This window comes from Curtobacterium sp. PhB172 (assembly GCF_003752545.1).
GTDB lineage: Bacteria > Actinomycetota > Actinomycetes > Actinomycetales > Microbacteriaceae > Curtobacterium.
This window is the reverse complement of the sequence record NZ_RKIF01000008.1, coordinates 258,074-284,037: the sequence shown is the minus strand read 5'-3', so window position 1 is coordinate 284,037 and position 25,964 is coordinate 258,074. Positions and strand designations below refer to the sequence as shown.

The following is a 25,964-nucleotide window of genomic DNA, read 5'->3' as shown; positions in this document are numbered from 1 at the left end:
AATTCCTCGATACTCGAAGACGTGACCATCTCCCAGCCTGCAGCAGCCCCGCGCCTCACGCGTGCCGACGGAACCCCGTTGCGCATCCTGGTCGTCGACGACGAAGCCAGCCTCACCGACCTGTTGTCCATGGCGCTCCGCTACGAGGGCTGGGACGTCAAGAGCGCGAACGGCGGGCAGGACGCCCTGACGACGGCGCGGGAGTTCAAGCCCGACGCGATGGTGCTCGACGTGATGATGCCGGACCTCGACGGTCTGCAGGTGCTCAGCCGGCTGCGGCAGAACAACGACGACACCCCGGTGCTGTTCCTCACGGCGAAGGACTCGGTCGAGGACCGCGTGACCGGGCTCACCGCCGGCGGTGACGACTACGTCACCAAGCCGTTCTCCCTCGAAGAGGTCGTAGCCCGGTTGCGAGGCCTCATCCGCCGCTCGCAGATCTCGATCTCCGAGGCCGGCGACTCCCGCATCGTCGTCGGCGACCTGGTGCTCGACGAGGAGTCGTACGAGGTGCACCGTGCCGGCCGGCCGATCGAGCTGACCGCCACCGAGTTCGAGCTCCTCCGCTTCCTGATGCGCAACCCCCGGCGCGTGCTGTCGAAGGCGCAGATCCTGGACCGCGTGTGGTCGTACGACTTCGGCGGCAAGTCCTCGGTCGTCGAGATCTACATCTCCTACCTGCGCAAGAAGATCGACGCCGGCGAGACCCCGATGATCCACACGGTGCGCGGCGTCGGGTACGTCATCAAGCCCACCTCGTGACCCTCCGGCGTCGGCTCGTCCTGAGCATCGTCGCCCTCGTCGTCGCCGTCAGCGCGGTGATCGGGGCGGTGAGCATCATCGCGCTCTCGTCGATCCAGACGGGTGCGATCGACAAGCAGATCACCAGCGCCACCCACCGAGCGCAGCGCTACCTCGAGCAGAACCAGAGCGGGCAGCCGAGCATCGACCTGTCCCGTCCGTCGGGGCAGGCCGCGGGGACCCTGACCGCCTACTTCGTGGACGGGCAGGTCGTCATCGCGAACGTCCTCGACGACTACGGGCGACCGAGCTCCATCACGCAGTCGAGTGCCTCGGCCCTCGGCCAGGTGCGCGTCGGCGGCGACCCGGAGACCGTCGACCTCGGCTCGGACATCGGGCGCTACCGGCTCACCGCCGTCACCGTCGGTCCCGCCGTCCTGGTCGTCGGGCTGCCGATGGCCCCGGTCTACGCCAGCGTCTGGTCGCTGTTCTGGGTGGTCGTCATCGTCGTCGGCACCGCGCTGCTCGCCGCGTCGATCGTCGCCGCCGTCGTGGTCCGGCGTTCGCTGCGCCCGCTCGAGCGCGTCGCCGAGACCGCCTCGACCGTGGCCCGGATGCCCCTCGACCGCAGTGACGCCCTGGATGGCGTCCGCGTACCCGACACCGACCCCCGCACCGAGGTGGGCCGGGTCGGCAGCGCCTTCAACCGGATGCTCGGGCACATCGGCAGCGCGATGCAGGCCCGGGAACGCTCCGAGCAGAAGGTCCGGCAGTTCGTCGCGGACGCCTCGCACGAGCTCCGCACCCCACTCGCCTCGGTGCGCGGGTACGCCGAACTCACCCGTCGGATGGGCGGTGACCTGCCGAAGGACGTCGTCTACGCCATGAGCCGCATCGAGTCCGAGTCGATCCGGATGACGTCCATGGTCGAGGACCTGCTGCTCCTCGCCCGCCTCGACGAGGGGCGCGAGATCCAGTTCGACGAGGTCGACCTGACCGGCCTCGTGCTCGACGCCGTCAACGACGCCCACGCGGCATCGCCGGAGCACGTCATCGAGATCGACGTGCCGTCCTCGCCCGTCGTGGTCGTGGGGGACGCCGCACGCCTGCACCAGGTGATCGTGAACCTCGTCACCAACGCCAGGACCCACACACCAGAGGGCACCCGCATCACGGTGGGTCTCGCGCCGTCGCCGTCCGGCCCCGGCGTGGACCTGACCGTGCGGGACACCGGCCAGGGCATCGACCCGGAGTTCCTGCCGAAGCTGTTCGAGCGGTTCGCCCGTGCCGACAGCTCCCGGTCGCGCACCGTGGGGTCGACAGGGCTCGGGCTCGCGATCGTGGACGCGGTCGTGCAGGCGCACGGCGGCAGCGTCGAGGTGGCGAGCGTGCCGGGCGACACCGTGTTCACGGTGCACCTGCCGGTGGATCCGTCCGCTGCGTCGGAGTCGGCCGCGTCGGCGTCGGCCGCGTCGGCTGCTTCTGCGGTGTCCGCTGATTGGTCGGGGACGCCCGCTGCGGTGGACACGCCCCACTGACGGCCAGGAGGCGCGGGGCGGGCCCACACCGCGCCTCCAGACCGGTGTTTGGTCTCGTCCACGGCATCTGCTACTGTTCTCGAAGCCAAAGACCGCCGGATGTCGTGCTGCTCGCAACGTGGTTGTGAACATCGTGACCGAAGGTCCTCACTCGTGAGGCATCCCGCGCAGGTGTTCCGAACCACTCCCACCATCTGGTGAGAGCAGCTCCGAGCCTCTGCGCCGGAGCTTTTTTCGTTCGTGGACCTGGGGCTACCGGCAAGAAACCCCAAGGAGAACCATGGCGAACAAGGAAGCTGCGGTCGCCGAGCTCACGGAGTCCTTCCGTAGCTCGAACGCCGTTCTGCTCACCGAGTACCGCGGTCTCACGGTCGCGCAGCTCAAGGAGCTCCGCAACTCGATCCGTGAGCACGCCACGTACGCCGTGGTGAAGAACACGCTGACCAAGATCGCGGCGAACAACGCCGGCATCTCCTCGTTCGACGAGGAACTCGCCGGTCCGTCCGCTCTCGCCTTCGTCCACGGTGACACCGTCGCCGTCGCGAAGTCGCTGCGTGCATTCGCCAAGGCGAACCCCGAGCTCGTGGTGAAGGGCGGTTACTTCGACGGTAACCCGCTCACCGCGACCGAGGTGGACAAGCTCGCCGACCTCGAGTCCCGTGAAGTTCTGCTCGGCAAGCTCGCCGGCGCCTTCAAGGCCTCGCTGTTCGGTGCTGCGTACCTGTTCCAGGCCCCCCTCTCGCAGGCCGTCCGCACCGTGGACGCCCTTCGCGAGAAGCAGGAGTCCGCGGCCTGATCAGGCTCGCGTTCCACAACCACACGTATTACTGAGTAGTAGGAGAAAATCATGGCGAAGCTTTCGCAGGACGAGCTCATCGAGGCCTTCAAGGAGCTCACGCTCATCGAGCTCTCGGACTTCGTGAAGAAGTTCGAAGAGGTCTTCGAGGTCACCGCTGCTGCCCCGGCCGCTGCTGCCGCTCCGGCCGCCGCTGCCCCGGCCGAGGCCGCTGAGGAGAAGACCGAGTTCGACGTCATCCTCAAGTCCGCTGGTGACAAGAAGATCCAGGTCATCAAGGAGGTCCGTGGCCTGACGTCGCTCGGCCTCGGTGAGGCAAAGGCGCTCGTCGAGACCGCCGACGCCAAGATCCTCGAGGGTGCGAACAAGGAGACCGCCGACAAGGCGAAGGCGACCCTCGAGGCCGCTGGCGCCACGATCGAGCTCGCGTAGTCTCGACCGTTCGGTTCACGAAGGCCGCTGCCCCTCGGGGTGGCGGCCTTCGTCGTTGCTCGGGGTGCGGTGCGGCGGTGCGTGTGCGGGTGTGTGGCGCTTCCGCCAAAGCGACAGAGTGGCGCCAACTGTTCGCGGCATTCTGTCGCGATGGCAGTACAGCCAGTCGGGGACTGCTGAGATCTGTCGCTTTGGCAGGACACTGTTGACCGCCGGGAGGCGCGGCGGTTGTCCACAGATCGGCTCAGTTTCCTGAGACCGGTCGTCTGGAGCGACAGTGTGCTGTCATGCATCCCGCCAACGCCATCGACATCCTCCGCACGAACGACCTCGACCGGGCTGGCGCCCGCCATCTCCAGCGACGGCAGCGGGCTGGCGAGCTCGTGCGCGTCCGGCACGGCGTCTACGTCGAACGTGCGCACTGGGAGGCTCTGGACGGTCGCTCCCGACACCTCGTCCGGATGCGGGCCGTCATCCCGTTGCTCCGGTCCGACGCGGTGTTCGCGCTCGACTCGGCTGCCGCAGCGTTCGGTCTGCCACGACTCGATCCGTGGCCCGAGCGTGTCCAGGCCGTCGACGCCGGGCTCGAGCACGATCGGCACCGCGTTGGACTGACCGTCCACGCCGGTGCGCCCGAGCGGTCGGGAAAGCTGTTCCACGGTGTCCCGTTCACCGCGCTGGCGCAGACCACCGTCGAGAACGCTCGGCGTGGCACCCTCGCCGATGCCGTCGTGGGGCTCGATCATGCGATGCGGAGCGGTGTCGAACGCGGGGAACTCGAGCGTCTGTGCGCCGCCGGAGGTCCGTGGGGTGCGGTGCGGCTCGAGCAGGCCCTGGCGATCTGTGATGTGCGCCACGAGTCGGTCGGTGAGTCGTACCTGGCCGTCCGCGCTGCCGAGTTGCACTGTCCGGACTGGGAACCGCAGCACGAGTTCCGCTCGCCGGACGGCCGTGTCGACCGCGTGGACTTCTGGCTGCCACGCCAGGGCATCGTCGTGGAGTTCGACGGTCGACAGAAGTACGAGGACGCCGGGATGCTCGGAGGGAAGACCGGCGTCGAAGCCGTGTGGACCGAGAAGCAGCGTGAAGACCGTGTCCGGGGTCGATCGGAGGTGAACGGCTTCGTCCGTGTCTACTGGGAGCACGTCGTGGCACCGGAACGGCTCCGTTCGCTGTTCCGACAGCACGGCGTGCCGTGCCGCTGACCGGTTCGGTTGTCGGTGGGTGGGCGGAGGTCAGACCGATCGTGTTGCCAAAGCGACACTTCTTACCGGCGCCGGGCCGGGCCTCCTAGCAGAGCGACAGATGTCTGCGAACAGTTGGCGGCACCCTGTCGCTTTGGCGGAGGGGGGCGCACCCAGGGCGGGGCCGGCCGGAGGGCGGGGCGGGCGGGTCAGCGCAAGGTGCTGTGACGGCGGCCGTAGGCCAGGTAGAGCACGGCGCCGACGACCATCCAGATGCCGAAGGCGATCCACGTCGTGGCGCCGAGGAACACCGCCAGTAGCACGCAGCTCAGGGCGCCGAGGACCGGCACGACGGGGAACAGCGGGACGCGGTACGAGCGCTCGAGGTCGGGCTGCGAGCGACGGAGCACGATGACCGACACGTTGACGAGCGCGAACGCGACGAGGGTGCCGATGCTGGTGGCGTCGGCGAGCTCGCCCAGGGGGACCAGGGCGGCGACGATCGTCACCGCGATGCCGATGATCAACGTGTTCGCGATGGGGGTGCCGGTGCGCCGGGAGACCCGACCGAAGACCTTCGGCACCAGGCCGTCGCGTGCCATGGTGAGCAGGATCCGCGTCTGGCCGTAGAGCACCGTCAGCACCACGCTCGCGATCGCGATCACCGCGCCGATCGAGAACACCAGCGCGACGAGGGGCTGACCCGTGACGTCGACCACGATGCGGACGAGCGAGGCCTCGGACGACGAGAAGTCCGTCCACGAACGGGCACCGATGGCGGCGATGGCGACGAGGATGTACAGCGCCGTGATGAGCGCGATCGAACCGATGATCGCCCGGGGGAGGTCGCGGCGGGGGTTCTTCGCCTCTTCGCCGGCGGTGGAGGCGGCGTCGAACCCGATGTACGAGAAGAAGAGCCTGGACGCCGCGGCCGTCACCCCGGCGGCACCCATCGGCGCGAGCGGCTCGAAGTTCTGCGCCTGGAAGGCCGTGAAGGCGACGACCACGAAGAACACGAGCAGTGCGATCTTCACGACGACCATGACGGTGTTCACCCAGGCGCTCTCGCGGGCACCGGGGATCAGGACGACGGTGGCGAGCAGGACCAGGACGGCCGCCGGCAGGTTCACGACGCCGCCGTCGCCCGGAGGTGCGGACAGTGCCGTCGGCAGGTGCAACCCGAACACGCGCAGGGTCTCGTCGACGTACTCGCTCGCGCCGACCGCGACCGCGGCCACCGAGACGGCGTACTCGAGGACGAGGCACCATCCGCAGACCCATGCGATGCCCTCGCCCATCGTGGCGTAGGTGTACGAGTAGCTCGACCCCGAGGTCGGGACGGCTCCGGCCATCTCGGCGTAGGACAGTGCCGAGAGCAGGGCCGCGATCCCGGCGACGACGAAGGAGATCCACACGGCGGGACCCGCGAGCGGCACGGCCGTGCCGAGCACCACGAGGATGCCGGTACCGAGGGTCGCGCCGACGCTGATCATCGTCAGGTGCCAGACACCGAGCGACCGGCGGAGCGGTTCGCCGTTGACGCCGACGGCCGCCTCGGACTGCAGTTGCTCGATCGGCTTGCGGCGGGCGAGCTGCTGGCGGAGGGACGTGGGACGGGACGGCGCGGACGTCATGGGACCTCGGTGGTGCGGGGGCGGGGACGGCACATGCTCGCACGCCCCCTGAACGGGGTCAAATACGGCCGTCGGACTGCACCGCGGAACGGCGGTCGTCGAGCGCGCGCCGATGTCCGACCGCGGGGATACGGTTGCTGCATGAGCATGGGCGGCGGGATGCGCGGGGGCGGTGGTCCGCGCGGCGGCGGCCGGATCTCCAGCGGTGACTTCCGTGCGCAGAAGGCCGCCAACGCCGAAGCGCCGAAGATCCCGCACCTGGTGAAGCGGATCGCCGGGCTGTTCGTCCCGCACCGCAGGTCGATCATCCTGACGGTCGTCCTCGTGCTGATCGGCGCGGCGATCTCGGTGATCCCGCCGCTGTTGACGCAGCAGGCGTTCGACCGGGGCCTGTTTCCCCCGTCCGGCAGCCCCGACGTCCCGGTGCTGGTCGAGCTCGTGACGGCGATGGTGTTCCTCTGGATCGCGAGCGCCGGGGTGGGCGTCTGGCAGACGTACCTGACGGCGACAGTCGGCAACAAGGTCATGGGCGCCATGCGGATGCGCCTGTTCGGGCACCTGCAGCGCATGGAACTCGCGTTCTTCACCCGCACGAAGACCGGGGTCATCCAGTCCCGCCTGCAGAACGACGTCGGCGGCGTCGCGAGCGTGCTGAACAACACGATCTCGTCGGTGCTCGGCAACACCGTCACGGTCATCGCCGCCATCGTCGCCATGCTGCTGCTGAGCTGGCAGATGACCCTGGTCGCGGTCGTGCTGCTCCCGTTGCTCGTCATCGCGCAGCGTCGGGTCGGGCAGGTCCGTGCCCGCATCGCCGGGCAGACGCAGGAGTCGCTGTCCGACATGACGGCGATCACGCAAGAGGCACTGAGCGTCTCCGGCATCCTGCTGGCCAAGAGCTTCAACCAGCAGCGCAGTGAGACCCGCCGATACGGGGACGAGAACCGCAACCAGATCCAGTTGCAGGTCCGCCAGCAGATGTCCGGGCAGTGGTTCTTCGCGATCGTGCAGATCTTCCTGTCGATCATCCCGGCGATCATCTACCTCGTCGCGGCCTGGCTGATCATCGGCGACGTCCCGATCACCGCCGGCACCATCGTCGCGTTCACGACGGTGCAGTCGCGCCTGCTGTTCCCGACGGTCGGACTGCTCCGGGTGGTGCTCGACCTGCAGACCTCCGGAGCGCTGTTCGCCCGCATCTTCGAGTACTTCGACCTGAAGCCCGCGATCACGGACTCGCCCACGGCGAAGCCCGTCGACGACACCATGGTCGGTCACGTCGCGTTCGACGACGTGACGTTCACGTACCCGGACGGCGAGGCCGACAAGCCGACGCTCCGCGGGGTCTCGTTCGATCTCCGGCCCGGCCAGTTCGCCGCCTTCGTCGGTCCGTCTGGTGCGGGCAAGACCACCGTGTCGTACCTGGTGCCACGGTTGTACGAGGCGACCGAGGGCTCCGTGCGGTTCGCCGGGCAGGACGTCCGCGACCTCGTGCACGAGGACCTCATGCGCCACGTGGGGATCGTCAGCCAGGAGACGTACCTGTTCCACGCGACGATCGGCGACAACCTGCGCTACGCCAAACCGGACGCCACCGACGACGAGGTCGAACGAGCGGCACGCGCGGCGAACATCCACGACACGATCGCCTCGTTCCCGGACGGCTACGACACCGTCGTGGGGGAGCGCGGGTACCGGCTGTCCGGCGGCGAGAAGCAGCGGATCGCGATAGCACGGGTGCTCCTGAAGGACCCGCCAGTGCTCGTGCTCGACGAGGCCACGAGCGCGCTGGACTCGATCTCGGAGCGCGTGGTGCAGACCGCGCTCGACACCGCGGCTGCGGGGCGCACCACCATCTCGATCGCGCACCGGCTGTCGACGATCCGGGACGCCGACGTCATCTTCGTGCTCGACCACGGGCGGATCGTCGAGCAGGGAACGCACGATGAACTCCTCGCGCTCGACGGCACCTACGCGCTCCTGCACCGGCAGCAGAACACCCCGGCAGACGCCGTCGAGCGCTGAGCTGGCCGGCCGGTGCCGGTGCGCACAGACCGACCGGTGCCAGCGTGCGCGGCGCGTGCGCGGAACGGACAGGTGACCCGACGGCGGACAGGAGGCCCGTGACCGCGCCGCAACGCGCCTCCCGGCCGCCCGCCCGCGTCTCCAGCCCGCCGTCTCGCGCTCGCCGTCTCCGCCCCGCCGTCTCCACCCCGCACCGCGACAGATGTCGCGAACGCGACCACCGAGGTCACGAAGCCGCAACGAACGTCGGATACCTGACACGAGTGTTGCTCGCGTGGTAGCTGTGGTTGACGCGCACGCGTGCACCCTGCCCTCCTGAGCGGAGTTCGAAGTGACTGCAGTCCCACCGACGTCCGACACCAGCAGCCCCGGTCCTGACCCGATCCCGCCGGCGACGGACTCGCAGACGGGCGGTCCTCGCGTCGTCGAGGACGCACCGCGCCGGAAGGGCAAGCTCCGGGCGTTCCTGACGAGCGGCTCACTCGACATCCAGTCGAAGCTGCTGGTGATGCTGCTCGCCGTGAGCATCGTCGCGGCGCTGGTGGTCGGTGTCGTCGGGTACCTGAACGGTCGTGCCTCGCTCGAGGCCGCAGCGCTCAACCAGGTGACGTCGCTGCGCGAGGCGCGGATCACCGAACTGAAGCGGTCGTTCGACCAGTTCACGCAGACGGTCGTCGCCCAGACCCGCAACGAGAGCGTGATCGGCGCGACGAAGGCGTTCTCGGCCGGGTGGGACGACCTGCGTGACCGTCCGGTGTCGGACGCCGACCACACGAAGGTCGACGCCTGGTACGCGGACACGTTCGTCCCGCAGCTCGACGCCCGGAGCGGCGGCTCGGCGAACCCGGACCAGTTCGCGCCGACCACCGATCCGCAGGCGTACCTGCAGGCCCGGTACACGGCGCCCTTCGACGACTACGACAAGGCCGCGCAGCTCGACGACGCCGGTGACGGCAGCACATGGTCCGAGGCGCACGCCGAGTACCAGCCGTACTTCCGGCAGGCGGTCGAGTCCGCCGGCTACGAGGACCTGCTCCTCATGGACACCGACGGCGACGTGACGTACTCGACCTACTCCGGGGCGGACCTCGGTTCCAACCTGCGGGACGGTCCGTACCGCGACTCGAACCTGGCGAGCGGGTACGAGCAGGCGCTGCAGCTGACCAGTGCGGACGACTTCGTGGTGACCGACTTCGCCCGGTACGCACCGAGCCTCAACGTGCCGACGCTGTGGGTGATGTCCCCGGTGGCCGACGACGGCAAGATCATCGGCGTGATGGCCGTGCAGGTGCCCGTGGACCTCATCAACCAGGTCATGACGGGCAACCAGGACTGGGCCGACGACGGGCTCGGCGACACGGGGGAGTCGTACCTGGTGGGGGCGGACCACCTGATGCGGTCCTACCCGCGCCAGTTGCTCGAGCACCCGAAGCAGTACCAGCGCGACGTGATCGCCGCGGGGACCGCGCCCGGCACGGCCGCGCGGCAGGCCGCCGTGAAGGGCTCGGTACTCCTGCAGGAGGTCAACACCACACCGGTCAGCCGGGCACTGCAGGGCAAGTCGGGCACGGTGATCTCGAACGACTACCGGGGCAAGGAGGTGTTGTCCGCGTACGCGCCGCTCGAGGTGGACGGCCTGCGCTGGGTGGTCGTGGCGCAGATGGACACCGCCGAGGCCTTCGCTCCGGTGAACGACTTCGCCCGGAACATCGGGTTGTCCCTGGTCGCCATCATCGTCCTGGTGAGCCTGCTGTCGTTGCTGCTGGCACAGGTCTTCGTCCGCCCGATCCGTCGCCTGCAAACCGCGGTGAACCGGGTCAGCAGTGGCGATCTCGGCGTCGAGGTGAAGACGAAGCCCGGCGACGAGATCGGTGACCTCGGCCTCGCCTTCAACGACATGAGCCGGAGCCTGCAGGTGAAGCAGGACCTGCTCGACGAGCAGCGACGGCAGAACGACACCCTGCTCCTGACGCTCATGCCGGAGGAGGTCGCCCGGCGGTACAAGCAGGGCGACGAGACCATCGCCTCGGACCACCAGGACGTCGCGGTCGTCTACGCGGACATCATCGGGTACGACGACTTCGCCGCCGGCCTGACGGCGGAGGAGTCGCTGTCGCTGCTCAACGACCTGTGGCGGTCGCTCGACGAAGCCGCTGGTCGGCACGGCATCGAGCGGGTGCGCACGACGCGCAGCGGCTACCTGGCCAGCTGCGGTCTGAGCGTGCCCCGCGTCGACAACGTCCGGCGGGTGGTCGACTGGGCGGAGGAAGCACAGGGTGCGCTCGAGCGGTTCAACGCCCAGCACGGTTCGAAGGTCGGGCTGCGCGCGGGCATCGACACCGGCCAGGTGACGAGCGGTCTGGTGGGTCGTTCCAGCATCGTCTACGACATGTGGGGCGATGCCGTCAGCCTGGCGTACCGGGTCCAGGGCATCGCGCCCGCGCCCGGGGTGTACGCGACGCAGCGCGTGATCGACAAGCTCGGTGACCGCAGTGGCGTGCAGGACGTCGCGACGGTGCAGACCCAGAGCGGACCGCAGAAGGTCTGGAAGCTCGAGCGGGTGGCGTCGTGATCGCCTTCTGGGAGCAGGCGTGGTTCTGGCCATCGATCAGCGTGATCGTCGGGTTGCCACTCCTGCTGCTCCTGCTCACCGAGGTGCAGTCGAGCCTCGAGCGTCGGCACAACCCGATGTCGAAGGTCGTCGCGCTGCTGCGCAACGCCGTCGTCCCGGTCATCGCGATCCTGGTCCTGTCGGTGCAGGTGACCGACGCGGTCGACCCGGGTCGACCGGTGGTCAGCCAGGTCATCGCGACCGTGCTCGGCTTCCTGCTGATCGTGTTCGTGCTGAACGGGCTGAACATCCTGATGTTCACGAACGCCCGGAAGGGGACCTGGCGCGAGAAGATCCCGTCGATCTTCGTCGACATCGCCCGCGTCATCCTGGTGGCGATCGGACTCGCGGTGGTGTTCCGCATCGTGTGGGGGACCGACATCGGCGGCATCTTCACAGCGCTCGGGGTCGGGTCGTTCGTGATCGCCCTGGCGTTGCAGACCGCCGTCGGGCCCATCGTCGCCGGCCTGTTCCTGCTGTTCGAGCAGCCGTTCCGCCTCGGCGACTGGCTCGACATCGGCGGCACGCGCGGCCGGGTGGTCGAGGTCAACTGGCGATCGGTGCACGTCGACACCGGCGAGGGCATCCTGATCACCCCGATCGGATCGCTGGCCGGGGCATCGTTCACGAACCTCAGCCGCACCGGTGGCACGTTCCCGGTGTCGACCGACGTCACGTTCACGACGGACGACCCACCCGCCGCCGTGGTCGCCCTGCTCGAGCGGGTCGCCAGCGGTCTCCCGCAGCTGTACACCGGGACGCGACCGACGGCGGTGCCTGCGGGGGGCGCGGCGTACACGGTGTCGTTCCAGGTGCGCGGCCCCTCACAGGAGGCCGACGCGCTCGCCCAGTTCCGGATGTGGCTCTGGTACGCGGCGCGTCGCGCCGGACTCGGGCTCGACGGCGACACCACCGACGACTTCGTGACGGACGCCCGCCGCGACGAGGCGGTCGCGGCCATCGCCGCGACGCTGTACCTGAGCGGGGACGACAGCGTCGCACTCGCCCCGGTCGTGCGCCTGGAGCGTTACGCCGCCGGCGAGGTCATCCACCGGGTGGGGACCGTGCCGGACTCGGTCCGGTTCGTCCTGTCCGGCAGCGTGGACCTCCGGGTCCCGTTCGAGGACGCCGAGTTGCCGGCGACCCGCGTCGAGGCCGGCGACTACGTCGGACAGACGGCGTTGACCCGGGAGGCGCTGCTCACGACCGCCACGGCGCTCACCGAGGTCTCGGTGCTGGTCATCCCCGCCACGGCGCTCGACCAGATCGTCCGGTCCACCCCGGCGCTGGCGCGCGACATGGGCGACGTGATCGACCGTCGACGTGCCGAGGTGTCCGCAGCGGTGTCCGCGCACGTCGCATCCCAGCAGAACGCGGTGACGGCGTCCTAGACTCGGGCCCGTGCGTTACGCGAACTCCGTGGTCGACCTCGTCGGCGACACCCCGCTCGTCAAGCTCAACCGCGTCACCGAGGGGGTGCGCGCGACCGTCCTGGTGAAGGTCGAGTACCTCAACCCCGGTGGGTCGTCGAAGGACCGCATCGCCACGCGGATCATCGACGCGGCCGAGGCCTCCGGTGACCTGCGACCCGGCGGGACGATCGTCGAACCCACCTCGGGCAACACCGGGGTCGGGCTGGCCCTCGTCGCCCAGCAGCGCGGCTACCGGTGCGTGTTCGTGCTGCCGGACAAGGTCGGCGAGGACAAGCGCAACGTCCTGACCGCGTACGGCGCCGAGATCGTCGTCACGCCGACCGCGGTTCCGCCGGAACACTCGGAGTCGTACTACTCGGTGTCCGACCGGCTCGTCCGCGAGATCCCGGGCGCCTACAAGCCGAACCAGTACGCCAACCCGAACGGCCCGCGCAGCCACTACGAGACCACCGGTCCGGAGATCTGGCGCGACACCGAGCAGCAGATCACCCACTTCGTCGCGGGTGTCGGGACGGGTGGCACCATCTCGGGCACCGGGCGCTTCCTGAAGGAGGCATCCGGCGGCCGTGTCCGCATCGTGGGGGCCGACCCCGAGGGCTCGGTCTACTCCGGCGGCACCGGCCGGCCGTACCTGGTCGAGGGTGTGGGCGAGGACTTCTGGCCGACTGCGTACGACCCCGAGGTGCCGGACGAGATCATCGCGGTGTCGGACGCCGACTCGTTCGCGATGACCCGCCGCCTGGCGCGGGAAGAGGGCCTGCTCGTGGGCGGGTCCAGCGGGATGGCGGTCGTCGCAGCGCTGCGGGCCGCCCGCGACCTGACCGAGGACGACGTCGTCGTGGTGCTGCTGCCCGACGGCGGTCGCGGCTACCTCGGCAAGATCTTCAACGACCGGTGGATGCGCTCGTACGGCTTCGCCGAGACCGACGAGGCGCGCACCGTCGGGTCGCTCATCGCTGGCAAGGACGGCCGTCTGCCCGACCTGGTGCACGCGCACCCGGCGGACACCGTGCGCGAGGTCGTCGACATCATGACCAAGTACGGGGTGTCCCAGATGCCCGTGCTCAGCGCGGAACCGCCGGTCGTCATCGGCGAGGTCATCGGCGCCGTCGCCGAGAAGGACCTGCTCGAACAGGTCTTCACCGGTGCCGCGAAGATGACGGACGCCCTGACCGGTTTCGTGGGCGAACCGCTCCCGTTGATCGGCGTGGGCGAGTCCGTGTCCGCAGCGCGTCGAGCCCTCGAGACGGTGGACGCCCTGCTCGTCGTCGAGGACGGCAAGCCGGTCACGGTCCTGACCCGCCACGACCTCCTGACCTACCTCTCCGAGTAAGGAACGCAGCCAGCATGACCGAGTTCAGCACCCGCGCCGTCCACGCCGGCCAGGAGCCCGACGGCCTCACCGGCGCCGTCATCCCGCCGATCCACCTGACGTCCACCTACGTGCAGGACGGCATCGGCGGGATGCGGAACGGCTACGAGTACTCCCGCGCCGGCAACCCGACGCGCGACTCCCTGCAGACGCTGCTCGCCGACCTGGACGGCGGCGTGGCCGCGTACTCGTTCGCGTCCGGTCTCGCCGCCGAGGACGCCCTGCTCCGGGCGGCGCTCCGTCCCGGGGCCCGCGTCGTGATGGGGAACGACGTCTACGGCGGGACCCACCGTCTGGTCAGCCGACTGCACGTGCCGTGGGGCGTCGAGCTCGTCGTCGTCGACATGAGCGAGCTCGACCAGGTCCGGACCGCGCTGCAGGGCGCCCCCGAGGACACCGTGCTCTGGGTCGAGACGCCGACCAACCCGCTCATGAAGATCGCCGACATCGCCGGACTCGCGACCATCGGGCACGAGGCCGGTGCACTCGTCGTCGTGGACAACACCTTCGCGTCGCCGTACCTGCAGCAGCCGTTGTCGCTCGGTGCGGACGTCGTCGTGTACTCGACGACGAAGTACCTGGGTGGCCACTCCGACGTCGTCGGTGGGTCCGTCGTGCTCGCCGATCAGGAGCTCGCGGCGAAGGTGCAGTTCCTGCAGTTCGGCGCCGGTGCGATCTCGTCGCCGTTCGACGCCTTCCTGACCACCCGCGGCATCAAGACCCTGGCGGTCCGGATGGAGCGGCACTCCACGAACGCGCAGGCCGTCGCCGAGGCGCTCGTCGCCGCGCCGGGCATCGAGCGCGTCTACTACCCGGGCCTCTCCGACCACCCGGGGCACGACGTCGCCGCCCGCCAGATGCGCGGGTTCGGCGGGATGCTGTCCGTCGCACTGTCCGGCGGACCGGACGCGGCCCGGCGCTTCGCGGAGTCGACGGAGCTGTTCGCGCTGGCCGAGTCGCTCGGGGGTGTGGAGTCGCTCATCGGGTACCCGAGCGAGATGACGCACGCCTCGGTGAAGGGCACGGAGCTCGCGGTGCCCGAGAACGTGGTGCGGCTGTCCGTCGGCATCGAGGACGCGGGCGACCTGATCGCGGACCTGCAGCAGGCGCTGACGCGCTGACGCGCATCGCGCGGGGTTTCCGCCCCGCGCCGTCGGCGGTGTCGTCCCTCGCCCCTACGATGAGCGGGTGAGCACCACGGCGACGAGGACGGGCCTGCTGAGCGGGCGGTACGCCCTCGCGACGATCGGCATGGTCGCCATCGTGGGCGTCGCGGCGTTCCAGAACCTGGCGATGACGACGATCATGCCGGTGATCAGTCGCGATCTGGACGGCGAGGCCCTGTACGCCCTGGCCTTCGCGGCACCGCTCGCGGCCGGGGTGCCCGGCATGGTGCTCGCCGGCAACTGGACCGACCGCGCCGGCGGCCGGATCGTCGCCTGGGTCTCCGCGCTGCTGTTCGCCGTCGGGACCGCCGTGGTCATGCTCGCGCCGACGATGGAGGTCTTCCTCGTCGGTCGACTGGTCGAGGGCTTCGGTGCCGGCGCGATCGACGTCGTGCTGTACGTGCTCGTCGCCAGGATCTTCCCCGCCGAGCTGCACGGACCGGTGTTCGCCGGGTTCGCGGCCGCGTGGGTGGTCCCGGCGCTCATCGGCCCGGCGATCGCCGGCATCGTCACCGACACGTGGAACTGGCACTGGGTCTTCGCGGGGGCGCTCGTGATCGCCGTGGGTGCGTTCAGCGTGCTCGTACCGACGCTCGGGCGGCTGCAGGCACCGGCGGTCGAGCTGCGGCCGCCGTGGCAGCGGATCCGGATCGGGTGGTCGGTCGCCGCTGCCGTGTCGATCCTGCTGCTGAACGTCGCGCCGGACCTGACCCCGTGGGGGATGGTGGCCGCGGTCGTGGTCGGACTGGTCGGGACGTGGTTCGCGCTGCGCCCGCTGCTGCCGACCGGCACCTTCCGCGCCGCCGCCGGACTGCCGTCGGTGGTGCTGCTGCGCGGGCTCGTGGCAGCCTCGTTCTTCGGCAGCGAGGCGTACGTGCCGTTCCTGCTGCAGGCGAAGCACGGCCTGTCCGCATCGGCAGCGGGGCTCGCGCTGACCGTCGCCGCACTCAGCTGGGCGGCCTCGAGCTGGGCGCACGGTCGGCTGGGGGAGCAGCGCCTGACCGCACGTCGGACCTTTGGTGTCGGACTCGCGCTCGTCCTGGTGAGCCTGCTGGCGGCCTTCGCGGTGGCGACGCTCGACCTGCCGTGGTGGGTGCTCGTCGGCGGCTGGTTCGTCGGCGGCGCGGGCATGGGGGCGATCTACCCGCGGACGTCGATGCTCACCCTGCGGTTCTCGGGCGAGGGCGACGACGGGTTCGCGAGCTCGGCGCTCACCATCGCCGACGCCGCGGGCAGCGTCATCGGCCTGGCGGTCACCGGGCTGCTGTTCACCGCGACCGGCGGCGCCGAGGGCACGGTGTCCTTCCCGCTGGTCTTCGCGGCGATGATCTGCTTCGCCGCACTGGCGATCGCCGCGGTCCGGCGGCTCGGACCCGTCCCCGCACCGGTGTCGTCGGCGTCGCCGGACCGCGCAGCCGGGTAGCGTGGCAGACCGGACGGAAGAGGAGACACCCGTGGTGCGCATCGTCGCTGCAGCCGTCGTCCTGACGGCCGCCCTCGCGTTGGCCGGCTGCCAGGGCACGACCTCTGCTGCGCCCACGCCGGTGCAGAGCACGGACCTGACCAGCTCCGACGGCGGGTTCGACAAGCAGGCCGTCATCGGCGTCGTGCTGCTCGACGACGACGCGGCCCTGGGTGAGGACCTGCGGACCGGCCTGTCCGATGCCGGGTTCCGTCCCGACGTCCGGGTCGCACCCGCGTCCGGTGCGGCGGCGTCCCAGCGGACCGCGGTCGCGCAGCTCGTCAGCAAGGGCGCCAAGGCCCTGCTCGTGCACGCGGCTCGGCCGTCCGCGCTCACCGGGGTGATCCAGACCGCGCACGACGCCGGCGTCGTGGTGGTGTCCCTGGGTGATCCGCTGCCGGCGAGCGGTACCGGCGGCGACGGTGTGTCGGCCGACTACCGGGTGCCCGCCGGTGCGGACGACGCGGACCTGGCGGCCACCGCGGTCGAGGTCGTGCAGTCGTTGCAGCGCGGCGAGAAGCCGGAGACCGAACCGAGCGACGGCGACACGACCGACGCCGAGTGAGCCGAGCCGAGCCGCGCCACCAGGCCGGTCAGCGCCGTGCCACCAGGCCGGTCAGCGCCGTGCCACCAGGCGGCTCAGCTCAGCTCCACCAGGCGGCTCAGCTCAGCTCCACCAGGCCGGGAACGACAGCGTGATCGTCTCGACCAGCGCCTTCCGCGACCGTCGGGGTCCGGCGAGCCACGCCTCGATGGCCCCGACGAAGCCCTGCGCGACGTAGCCGGCGGCCACGTCGTCGAGGAGCTCCGGGCGGCGGTCGGCGTCGAGTTCGCGGATGTGCAGAGCGCTCGACTCGGTGAAGTGGCCCACGAGCAGCCGGTGCAGCGACGCGTCGTTCGGGTCCGGCAGGGCCTTGGCGTAGATGTCGCGGTGGGTGGTCACGTGCTCGACGACCGCGTTGATGCCCCGCCGCGTGATGGTCGCGAGCTCGCCCGCGTCGGCCCCGCGGGCGGCTGCGGCCCGTCGGTCGTCAGCGTCGTCCTGCCGGATGCGGTCGAGCTCCGGCGTCAGCACGTCGGCGAGCAGCGATCCGGGGGAGACCGCGTGCGAGTAGAACGTCGCGCGGTTGATGCCGGCGGCACGGGTGACGTCCGCGACGGTGATCTCGGAGACGGGGCGGTCGGCCGCCAGTCGCAGGATCGCTTCACGCAGGGCGGCGGTCGTGTGCAGGATCCGGGCATCCACCATGACGCCCACCCCCTTCTGATCCGGTTCACCCGGAGGCCCCCGAGCAGTCCGACGGTACCGCATGGCGCGGGATCGGCACGCTGACGGCGGGTGGCAACACGCGGGCAATCCGTGCCGACGGCGTTGGGAGCGCTCCGTCGGCCCGTAAGATGGTTCCGCGGACGAATCGATTCGATCGACGCCGCGATCACCTCCCCGCCCCTCACCGCCGAAGGACTCCTGCTCGTGACCGCGCCCGCCACCACCGGTTCGCTCCGGGTCGTCCTGCACCCCGGAGACTCCCTCTCCCGTGGGCAGCGACTCGTCTACGTCTTCGTCCTGGGCGCCCTGACGGCGCTCGGGCCGTTCACGATCGACCTGTACCTGCCGGCGTTCCCGGCGATCAAGGAGCAGTTCGGCGTCACCGACGGCGCCGTGCAGCTGACGCTCACGGCGACGACGCTCGGGTTCGCGTTCGGGCAGCTGCTCGTCGGTCCGTGGAGCGACAAGGTCGGCCGCCGGCTGCCGCTCATCATCGCGACGACGGTGCACATCGCCGCGTCGATCGGCGCGGCGACCGCCCCCGACATCGAGCTCCTCGCGGTGTTCCGCGTGCTCCAGGGCATGGGCGCGGCCGCCGGCGGTGTCGTCGCGATGGCCACCGTCCGCGACCTGTTCGGCGGCAAGCCGCTCGTCCGGATGCTGTCGCGCCTGGCGATGGTGAACGGGCTGGCACCGATCCTCGCGCCGCTCATCGGCTCGCAGATGCTCCAGTTCACCAGCTGGCGCGGCATCTTCGTCTTCCTCGCCTGCTACGGCCTGGCCGTGGTGATCGCGTCGATCCTGCTCATCGTCGAGACCCTGCCCCCGGCCCGACGTCGCGAGGCCGGCCACTCCACGATCGGTCAGCGGTACAAGGCGCTGTTCTCCGACCGGATCTTCGTGGGGGTCGCGCTCATCGGGGCGATGGTGTTCAGCGGGTTGTTCTCGTACCTCAGCTCGTCGCCGTTCCTGTTCCAGGGCGTCTACGGACTCGACGCCCAGCAGTACGGGCTGCTCTTCGCGGTGAACTCCGTCGGCGTCGTGCTCGGTGTGCAGATCTCCGCGCGGTTGGCGCAGCGCGTCGGGCCGCAGTGGATCCTGGCGTGCTCGACGGCGACCCTGTTCCTGGCGTCGATCGCGATCATCGTGCTCGACCAGCTCGGTGCGGGGCTCGTGGGCGTGCTCGTGCCCCTGTGGTTCTTCATCGCGGCGTGCGGGTTCTCGTTCCCCCTCGTCCAGGTCATCGGCCTGGCTGCGCACGGCAAGGAGGCCGGCACAGCGGCGTCGCTGCTCGGTGCCCTGAACTTCGGTGTCGCCGGCCTGATCTCACCGATCGTCGGCTGGCTCGGCATCACCACCGCGACCCCGATGGCGATGGTGATGGCCTCGACCGCGTTGATGGCCATCCTGATCCTGTGGTTCGTGGTGCGGCCCCGGACGGTTCCCGAGCTCACGCACTGACGGGTTCTCCACAGCTGCCCGGGACAGCCGGACAGCGGCCCCCGCGCGTCCATAGGCTGTGCCCATGAGCGACGCGGTGGAGCAGGCACGGGCAGCGGCCGAGGCCGCCAGGCAGGCAGCGGACGAGGCACGCCGGTTGGCCGACGAAGCCGTGCAGCGGGCCGAGGAGCTCGCCGCCGCACTCGCGGCACAAGCACAAGCACCGGCACTCACGCCGGACGCCGAACCGGCGGTCGTCGAGTCCCCGGCACCCTCCGGACAGGAGGCCCGGCTCGCCCCCGACGCGGAGCCCGCCGCCGCCACCCCACCGGCTCCAGAGCCCACCACCGCTGGGCCCACCGCAGCCGTCCCGGACGACGTGCCGGCGGCTCCCGACGCGGCCGTCCTGGCACCGGCGGACGCCCCTGCGGCCGGCACCGCGCCTCCCGGCAGTGGCGGGGGCCCGCTCGGACCGGACGCCGTCGCCGCGATCCGCACCGGCTACACCGTCGAGGGGCAGGCGCTCGAACTCGGTGCCCTCGTGAACGGCGAGGCGCAGCCCGACGTCCAGGTCCGCATCCCGCTCGGCATGCTGAACCGGCACGGGCTGGTCGCCGGCGCGACCGGTACCGGCAAGACCCGCACGCTGCAGGTCCTCGCCGAACAGATCGCGGCGAACGGCGTGCCGGTCTTCGCGGCCGACATCAAGGGCGACCTGTCCGGGCTCGCGGTGGTCGGGCAGGGGAACGAGAAGCTGCTCGCGCGCACCGCGGGCATCGGCCAGCAGTGGCAGGGCGTCGCGAGCCAGGCGGAGCTCTTCTCGCTCGGTGGTCAGGGCACGGGCGTGCCGATCCGCGCGACGGTGTCCGGGTTCGGGCCGTTGCTGCTGTCGAAGGTGCTCGGCCTGAACGACACCCAGGAGTCCTCGCTCGGACTGGTGTTCCACTACGCGGAGCAGGCCGGGTTGCCGCTCGTCGACCTGGCGGACCTGCGGAGCGTGCTGACGTTCCTGGTGGGCGACCAGGGCAAGGGCGAACTCGCCGAGCTCGGTGGTCTGTCGAAGCAGACCGCCGGGGTGATCCTGCGCGAGCTCATCACGTTCGCCGACAAGGGCGCCGACCAGTTCTTCGGCGAGCCCGAGATCGACACGCAGGTGTTCCTGCGCACGGCGGCGGACGGCCGGGGGATCGTGAGCCTGCTCGAGGTCCCGGGCGTGCAGGACCAGCCCGAGGTCTTCTCGACGTTCCTGATGTGGTTGCTGGCCGACCTGTTCAACGAACTGCCGGAGGTCGGCGACCAGGACAAGCCCAAGCTGGTGTTCTTCTTCGACGAGGCACACCTGCTGTTCAGCGGGGCGTCGAAGGACTTCACGGACCAGATCGTGCGGACCGTGCGGTTGATCCGGTCGAAGGGCGTCGGGATCTTCTTCGTGACCCAGACCCCGAAGGACGTGCCGAACGACGTCCTGGCGCAGCTCGGCTCGCGCATCCAGCACCAGCTGCGGGCGCACACCCCCGACGACGCGAAGGCGCTGCGGGCGACGGTGTCGACCTACCCGTCGAGCGACTACGACCTGGGCGAGGTGCTGACCTCGCTGGCGACCGGCGAGGCGATCGTCACCGTCATGAACGAGAAGGGCGCGCCGACGCCGGTCGCGTGGACCCGGTTGCGCGCGCCGCAGGGCTCGATGGACCCGATGCCCGCCGCCGAGATGCAGTCGCGGGTGCAGGCATCGCCGTTGCTCGCGACGTACGGCACCCGGGTGGACCCTGACTCGGCGCACGAGATGCTGGCACGTCGGATGGAGGCAGCTGCTGCCGAGGCGGCGGCGGCGGACGCGCAGAAGGACGCAGCCCTCGCGGCGGCCGAGGCCGAGAAGGAAGCCGCGCGGGCGGCGGCGACCGCGGCCAAGGAGGCCGCGGCGCAGGCCAAGCAGGAGGAACGCGAGCGGGCTGCTGCGCAGAAGGAGTACGAGCGGACGCAGCGCGAGTTCGAGAAGGCCGAGCGGGCTGCGGCGTCGCGGCGTTCGGGCCGTTCGGGGCGGAGCACGCGGACGACGACCTCACGGAAGGCGGACGACCCGCTGTCGGACCTGCTCGGGTCACGGCTCGGCGGCACGATCGCGAAGGAGGTCGTGCAGGGGATCTTCTCGACGCTGCGCCGACGTCGGTGACGTCCAGCAGCGCCGAGCGTCAGCGACCGAGCAGGCCGGTGAACTCGACGACGAGCAGACCCAGGACGACGAGTGCTGCCACGCCGCCGACGAGCAGGTAGGCCGGCCGCTGTTCGTACCAGGCGCGGCTCGACGGGTAGCGCTTCGCGAAGACCCGGGCCGAGACCGGACGTGCCTCTTCCGTCACCTGCACGCCCAGGGCGTCGACGACCTGAGCGAGCCCGTCGTCGCCCCACACGTCGGCACGGATGCGGAACAGGTGGGCGCCCGTCGCGTCGAACGCCACGAGCTCGCGCATGGTGCGGTCGACCGAGCTGCCGTAGGTGGTGGCGAGCACCAGGCTGTGCACACGGTCGCGGGGGATCCGACGGTGCGCGGTGACCACGCCCCGGATCGTCAGGCCGTCGGGGTCGATGCCGATGTACGCCGTGCTCAGTCGGACGAAGACCACGCCGACCAGGACCGCCAGCGCGACGACCACCGTCGCGACCATCGCCCACGTCCGGAACGGGAACGACACCCAGACCAGGGCGACGGCGAGCGGCACGGCCGAGAACACGATGCTCAGCGCAGTCGAACGGACCAGGGACCGGCGGGGGCGGAGGACGACGTCGTACACGGTGGCACGCAGGTGCGGCGTCGCTGGCACCGTCATGTCCCCCATGCGCGTCTCCTGAACCCTCGGGTCTCCCGGGCACGCCGAATCGGCCGCCCTGCGAGCGACGCCCCTGCCGCTCGATGCACCGCGCTCGACTCGTCCCGGAGTCGTCCGCTCCGGCAAGCATAGGTGCACGACGGGGACCGAGGACAGCCCGTTCCACCCCGGATCGGCGTTTGACGGCCAGTCCTTGGCGAACAGGGGACAGATGGGTCCGCCGCGTGGGGGACCAGCCGGCGCGATCACGACGCGCGCCGCCTGGAACGACGAAGGCCCCGCACTCGGTGCGGGGCCTTGCTGGCGGAGAATGGGGGATTCGAACCCCCGAGGGCTTGCACCCAACACGCTTTCCAAGCGTGCGCCATAGGCCACTAGGCGAATTCTCCTTGCGCTGTCTCGCGACGGCGACACCCAATGGTACAGGTTCCCGGGGGTGCTCACGACCGTGTGTCGTCGAGGCGGGTGCTCCCAGTTGTCGTGACATGTCCGGCGACTACCCTGGGGCGCGTGTCGACCCGCATCTACATCACGTCAGCAGAAGGGCACACGGGCAAGAGCACCGTCGCCCTCGGTGTCCTCGAGACCCTCGCGCGCTCCGTCGGCCGCGTCGGCGTGTTCCGCCCCGTCGCCCGCTCGGTCGCCGAACCCGACTACGTGCTCGAACTGCTGCTGCAGCACACCGCGGTCGGGATCTCGTACGACGACGCCGTGGGGGTCACCTACGACGACGTCCACGCGGATCCGGACGCCGCGCTCGGCACCATCGTGAACCGCTTCGCCCAGGTGGAGCGGCAGTGCGACGCGGTGGTCGTGCTCGGGTCCGACTACACGGACGTCGGCAGCCCCACCGAGCTGTCGTTCAACGCGAAGGTCGCCGCGAACCTCGGTGCCCCGGTGCTCCTCGTCCTCGGTGGTCGTGACGCCGCCGAGCGCGGTGCCCGCACGCCCGAGGGGATGGCGCAGGTCGCGGACGTCACGACGAGCGAACTGCGGGCGGCGCACGCGCAGCTGTTCGGCGTCGTCGTGAACCGCGCCGACCCGGAGGCCCTCGCCGCGATCGTGGCGAGTGTCGAGCGGGCCGTGCACGACGACCACCCGGACGTGCCCGTGTGGGCGATCCCGGAGGACCGCGTCCTCGTCGCCCCGACCGTCCGTGCGCTGCTGCAGGCGACCGACGCCACCCTGGTGCGCGGGGACGACGCCCTGCTCGACCGCGAGGCACTCGGCACCGTCGTCGCCGGCATGAGCATGGAGAACGTCCTGCCGCGCCTGATCGAGGGTGGCATCGTCGTGGTCCCCGGTGACCGCAGCGACGTGCTCATCGCGACCCTGCTGGCGAACCAGTCGGACACGTTCCCGAGCCTGGCCGGCGTGATCCTGAACGGCGGGTTCGAGACCGCACCGCAGATCTCCCGGCTGCTCGAGGGGCTGTCGAGCTCGCTGCCGATCGCGCAGAACGACCTGGGCACGTACGACACCGCCCTCCGCATCACGCAGACCCGCGGGCGCCTGGCGGCGGACTCGCCCCGCAAGGCCGACCTCGCGCTCGCCCTGTTCGAGCAGCACGTCGACGCCGAATCCCTGCGCGACCGTCTGCAGCTCACGCCGTCCGGCGTCGTCACGCCGCTCATGTTCGAGCACGGGCTGCTCGACCGGGCACGGGGCTACGGCAAGCACATCGTGCTGCCCGAGGGCGAGGACGACCGCATCCTCCGCGCGGCGTCGACGCTGCTCGCCCGCCAGGTCTGCGAGCTGACGATCCTCGGCGACCCCGCCGCGATCCGCACCCGCGCGACCGAGCTCGGACTCGACCTCGACGCCGCCCAGCTCGTGTCGCCGTTCGACCCCGAGCTCCGCGAACGCTTCGCCGAGGAGTACACCCGCCTCCGGGCGCACAAGGGCATGTCGATCGAGCTCGCGCGCGACACCGTGACCGACGTCTCGTACTTCGGCACGATGATGGTCCAGCTCGGACTCGCCGACGGCATGGTCTCCGGCGCGAAGCACACCACCGCGCACACCATCCGGCCGTCCTTCGAGATCATCAAGACCCGTCCGGACACGTCGATCGTGTCGAGCGTCTTCCTGATGGCGCTCGCCGACCGCGTCCTGGTCTACGGCGACTGCGCGGTGATCCCGGACCCGACGAGCGAACAGCTCGCCGACATCGCGATCTCGTCGGCCGAGACGGCCACCCAGTTCGGCATCGACCCCCGCGTCGCGATGCTCAGCTACTCGACCGGCGACAGCGGCACCGGCGCCGACGTCGACAAGGTCCGCGCCGGCACCGCCTTCGTGCGCGAACGCCGTCCCGACCTGCTCGTCGAGGGCCCGATCCAGTACGACGCCGCTGCGGACCCGACGGTCGCCAGCACGAAGATGCCGGATTCCCCGGTGGCCGGCAAGGCGACCGTCTTCATCTTCCCGGACCTCAACACGGGCAACAACACGTACAAGGCCGTGCAGCGCTCCGCCGGAGCGGTCGCCATCGGGCCGGTCCTGCAGGGCCTGCGCAAGCCGATCAACGACCTCTCCCGCGGCGCCCTCGTCAGCGACATCGTGAACACCGTCGCGATCACCGCGATCCAGGCCGGCACCGCGTCCGACGCGGCCTGACCTGCGCGACGCACACCGCGCCTCCCGTCCGGCCGACCAGGCCATGAGCAGAAAGCGACACCACCCGTGACCGCAGCCCTCGTCGTGAACTCCGGATCGAGTTCGTTCAAGTACCAGCTCATCGAACTCGAGGGGGAGCGCACGCTCGCCTCCGGGCTCGTGGAGCGCATCGGCGAGTCGGCCGGCGCGTGGAAGCACACCAACGCGCTGACGGGGGAGTCGTCGTCGAACGACGCCGCGTCCGTGCCGGACCACGCCGCTGGGTTCCAGGCGATGATCGACGCGTTCGCCAAGGTCGGTCCGTCGTTCGACGAGCACCCGCCGGCCGTCGTCGGCCACCGCGTCGTGCACGGCGGCACCACCTTCGACCGCGCAACGGTGGTGACGGACGACGTCGAACGACAGATCGAGGCGCTGAACAGCCTCGCGCCGCTGCACAACCCGGCGAACCTCGAGGGGATCCGGGCCGCGAAGCAGGTGTTCTCCGACGTGCCGCACGTCGCCGTGTTCGACACCGCGTTCCACCAGACCATGCCGCCGCACGCGTACACGTACGCGATCCCGGCCGACCTGGCGGCGAAGTACTCCATCCGCCGCTACGGCATGCACGGCACGAGCCACAAGTACGTCTCCGAGCAGGCCGCGGTCTTCCTCGACCGCCCGCTGTCCGAGCTGAAGACCATCGTGCTGCACCTGGGCAACGGTGCCTCGGCCGCGGCGATCGACGGCGGGAAGTCGATCGAGACGTCGATGGGCCTCACGCCGCTCGAGGGCCTCGTCATGGGCACCCGCTCCGGCGACCTCGACCCCGCCGTCCTGCTGCACCTGCACCGCGAGGCCGGGCTGTCCTTCGACGAGCTCGACACCATGCTCAACAAGCAGTCCGGGCTGCTCGGCCTCACCGGCAACGGCGACATGCGCGACGTCCAGGACGCCGCCCTCAACGGCGACGAGGTCGCCGAGGCGGCGCTCGCCGTGTACCGCCACCGCATCCGTCGCTACGTCGGCGCCTACACGGCGCAGCTCGGCGGGCTCGACGCGGTGGTCTTCACCGCCGGCGTCGGCGAGAACAACGCGCTGCTGCGCCGGCGCGTGCTCGCCGGGCTCGAGCACCTGGGCATCGAGATCGACGCGGACCGCAACGAGCTGGGATCCCGGGAGGCCCGGGTCATCTCCACGGACACGTCACGTGTCGCGGTGCTCGTGATCCCGACGAACGAGGAACTGGAGATCGCGCGGCAGTCGGCTGCGGTCGCGCTCTGACGCGGTGCGCGGGGCGCGGTGCGGTGCGTGGCCCGGTGCCAGCATGGTGCGGCGTGCGTGGGCTGGTGCGGGGTTGGTCGCTGGGTGCGCGCTTGTGGCGCGGCACGGAGCGTGCAAGCTCGCACGGGGTGATGAGGTGCGCACGGTGCG

The 25,964-nt window shown here is 70.6% G+C and carries 19 protein-coding genes and 1 tRNA gene; 16 read left to right on the top strand and 4 right to left on the bottom strand.

The genetic code is table 11. The annotated features are described in order from the left end of the window. Positions 1-21: 21 nt before the first annotated feature. The 5 genes from EDF42_RS10995 (at position 22) to EDF42_RS10975 (ending at position 4,712) form a co-directional block, all read left to right on the top strand. Positions 22-762 (top strand): response regulator transcription factor, encoded by a 741-nt coding sequence (locus EDF42_RS10995; protein WP_017888661.1) that lies wholly within the window; start codon positions 22-24, stop codon positions 760-762. Further along, positions 759-2,279 (top strand): HAMP domain-containing sensor histidine kinase, encoded by a 1,521-nt coding sequence (locus EDF42_RS10990; RefSeq protein WP_123672351.1) that lies wholly within the window; start codon positions 759-761, stop codon positions 2,277-2,279. The genes EDF42_RS10995 and EDF42_RS10990 overlap by 4 nt, the downstream gene beginning before the upstream one ends. 280 nt (positions 2,280-2,559) lie before the next feature. Beyond that, a complete protein-coding gene (gene rplJ / locus EDF42_RS10985; protein ID WP_123292121.1) occupies positions 2,560-3,075 on the top strand; it encodes a 50S ribosomal protein L10 in 516 nt (171 codons plus the stop codon). A 51-nt stretch (positions 3,076-3,126) separates the two neighbouring features. Continuing rightward, on the top strand, positions 3,127-3,507 hold the full coding sequence (gene rplL, locus EDF42_RS10980; protein ID WP_017888664.1) for a 50S ribosomal protein L7/L12: 381 nt from the start codon (positions 3,127-3,129) through the stop codon (positions 3,505-3,507). Positions 3,508-3,794: 287 nt separating this feature from the next. Next, positions 3,795-4,712 carry a type IV toxin-antitoxin system AbiEi family antitoxin domain-containing protein gene (locus EDF42_RS10975; protein ID WP_123672350.1) on the top strand — a complete coding sequence of 306 codons (918 nt, stop codon included), beginning with the start codon at positions 3,795-3,797 and terminating at the stop codon, positions 4,710-4,712. A 188-nt stretch (positions 4,713-4,900) separates the two neighbouring features. Here the strand turns inward: EDF42_RS10975 and EDF42_RS10970 are convergent, their stop codons facing one another. Continuing rightward, complete coding sequence (locus EDF42_RS10970) at positions 4,901-6,325, bottom strand: amino acid permease (protein ID WP_123672349.1); 1,425 nt, start codon at positions 6,323-6,325, stop codon at positions 4,901-4,903. Positions 6,326-6,466: 141 nt separating this feature from the next. On the opposite strand from EDF42_RS10970, the gene EDF42_RS10965 reads away from it, so the two are divergent. The 7 genes from EDF42_RS10965 to EDF42_RS10935 all read left to right on the top strand — a co-directional run bounded on the left by EDF42_RS10965 (position 6,467) and on the right by EDF42_RS10935 (position 16,959). Beyond that, a complete protein-coding gene (locus EDF42_RS10965) occupies positions 6,467-8,350 on the top strand; it encodes an ABC transporter ATP-binding protein (protein WP_260235387.1) in 1,884 nt (627 codons plus the stop codon). A 331-nt stretch (positions 8,351-8,681) separates the two neighbouring features. After that, on the top strand, positions 8,682-10,922 hold the full coding sequence (locus EDF42_RS10960; RefSeq protein WP_123672348.1) for an adenylate/guanylate cyclase domain-containing protein: 2,241 nt from the start codon (positions 8,682-8,684) through the stop codon (positions 10,920-10,922). Further along, the gene (locus EDF42_RS10955; RefSeq protein WP_123672347.1) at positions 10,919-12,352 is read left to right on the top strand and encodes a mechanosensitive ion channel domain-containing protein; all 1,434 of its coding nucleotides are present in this window, start codon (positions 10,919-10,921) and stop codon (positions 12,350-12,352) included. The genes EDF42_RS10960 and EDF42_RS10955 overlap by 4 nt, the downstream gene beginning before the upstream one ends. A 10-nt stretch (positions 12,353-12,362) precedes the next feature. Further along, positions 12,363-13,727 (top strand): cystathionine beta-synthase, encoded by a 1,365-nt coding sequence (locus EDF42_RS10950; RefSeq protein WP_123672346.1) that lies wholly within the window; start codon positions 12,363-12,365, stop codon positions 13,725-13,727. Positions 13,728-13,741: 14 nt separating this feature from the next. Continuing rightward, positions 13,742-14,887 (top strand): cystathionine gamma-synthase, encoded by a 1,146-nt coding sequence (locus EDF42_RS10945; protein ID WP_123672345.1) that lies wholly within the window; start codon positions 13,742-13,744, stop codon positions 14,885-14,887. Positions 14,888-14,954: 67 nt separating this feature from the next. Beyond that, positions 14,955-16,355 (top strand): MFS transporter, encoded by a 1,401-nt coding sequence (locus tag EDF42_RS10940; protein WP_123338874.1) that lies wholly within the window; start codon positions 14,955-14,957, stop codon positions 16,353-16,355. A gap of 1 nt (position 16,356) precedes the next feature. Beyond that, positions 16,357-16,959 carry a substrate-binding domain-containing protein gene (locus EDF42_RS10935; RefSeq protein WP_123338875.1) on the top strand — a complete coding sequence of 201 codons (603 nt, stop codon included), beginning with the start codon at positions 16,357-16,359 and terminating at the stop codon, positions 16,957-16,959. Between the two features lie 102 nt (positions 16,960-17,061). On the opposite strand, the gene EDF42_RS10930 is transcribed toward EDF42_RS10935, so the two are convergent. Then, the gene (locus EDF42_RS10930; RefSeq protein ID WP_185002788.1) at positions 17,062-17,643 is read right to left on the bottom strand and encodes a TetR/AcrR family transcriptional regulator; all 582 of its coding nucleotides are present in this window, start codon (positions 17,641-17,643) and stop codon (positions 17,062-17,064) included. 225 nt (positions 17,644-17,868) lie between these two features. Here EDF42_RS10930 and EDF42_RS10925 point away from each other — a divergent pair, with 225 nt between their 5' ends. Both EDF42_RS10925 and EDF42_RS10920 read left to right on the top strand, forming a co-directional pair. Continuing rightward, positions 17,869-19,125, top strand: a complete 1,257-nt coding sequence (locus EDF42_RS10925) for a multidrug effflux MFS transporter (protein ID WP_123338877.1) — start codon at positions 17,869-17,871, stop codon at positions 19,123-19,125. A gap of 64 nt (positions 19,126-19,189) precedes the next feature. Next, positions 19,190-21,277, top strand: coding sequence for a helicase HerA-like domain-containing protein (locus EDF42_RS10920; protein ID WP_123672344.1), 2,088 nt, complete (start codon positions 19,190-19,192; stop codon positions 21,275-21,277). Positions 21,278-21,296: 19 nt separating this feature from the next. Here EDF42_RS10920 and EDF42_RS10915 read toward each other — a convergent pair whose 3' ends face one another. Together EDF42_RS10915 and EDF42_RS10910 are read right to left on the bottom strand one after the other, a co-directional pair. After that, the gene (locus tag EDF42_RS10915; protein ID WP_123292133.1) at positions 21,297-21,941 is read right to left on the bottom strand and encodes a hypothetical protein; all 645 of its coding nucleotides are present in this window, start codon (positions 21,939-21,941) and stop codon (positions 21,297-21,299) included. A gap of 292 nt (positions 21,942-22,233) precedes the next feature. Beyond that, positions 22,234-22,321, bottom strand: a tRNA-Ser gene (locus EDF42_RS10910). A gap of 121 nt (positions 22,322-22,442) precedes the next feature. Here EDF42_RS10910 and pta point away from each other — a divergent pair. Both pta and EDF42_RS10900 read left to right on the top strand, forming a co-directional pair. Beyond that, positions 22,443-24,551, top strand: a complete 2,109-nt coding sequence (gene pta / locus EDF42_RS10905) for a phosphate acetyltransferase (RefSeq protein WP_123292134.1) — start codon at positions 22,443-22,445, stop codon at positions 24,549-24,551. Positions 24,552-24,617: 66 nt separating this feature from the next. Then, positions 24,618-25,814: an acetate/propionate family kinase gene (locus EDF42_RS10900; protein ID WP_123292135.1), complete on the top strand. Its 1,197-nt coding sequence runs from the start codon at positions 24,618-24,620 to the stop codon at positions 25,812-25,814. Positions 25,815-25,964: the final 150 nt, after the last annotated feature.

Excerpts from the sequence above, each read along its gene's own strand:
- EDF42_RS10975 (WP_123672350.1), top strand. The coding sequence starts at position 3,795 with ATGCATCCCGCCAACGCCATCGACATCCTCCGCACGAACGACCTCGAC.
- rplL (WP_017888664.1), top strand. The coding sequence starts at position 3,127 with ATGGCGAAGCTTTCGCAGGACGAGCTCATCGAGGCCTTCAAGGAGCTC.
- EDF42_RS10945 (WP_123672345.1), top strand. The coding sequence starts at position 13,742 with ATGACCGAGTTCAGCACCCGCGCCGTCCACGCCGGCCAGGAGCCCGAC.
- EDF42_RS10915 (WP_123292133.1), bottom strand. The coding sequence starts at position 21,941 with ATGGGGGACATGACGGTGCCAGCGACGCCGCACCTGCGTGCCACCGTG.
- rplJ (WP_123292121.1), top strand. The coding sequence starts at position 2,560 with ATGGCGAACAAGGAAGCTGCGGTCGCCGAGCTCACGGAGTCCTTCCGT.
- EDF42_RS10920 (WP_123672344.1), top strand. The coding sequence starts at position 19,190 with ATGAGCGACGCGGTGGAGCAGGCACGGGCAGCGGCCGAGGCCGCCAGG.
- EDF42_RS10930 (WP_185002788.1), bottom strand. The coding sequence starts at position 17,643 with ATGGTGGATGCCCGGATCCTGCACACGACCGCCGCCCTGCGTGAAGCG.
- EDF42_RS10970 (WP_123672349.1), bottom strand. The coding sequence starts at position 6,325 with ATGACGTCCGCGCCGTCCCGTCCCACGTCCCTCCGCCAGCAGCTCGCC.
- EDF42_RS10965 (WP_260235387.1), top strand. The coding sequence starts at position 6,467 with ATGAGCATGGGCGGCGGGATGCGCGGGGGCGGTGGTCCGCGCGGCGGC.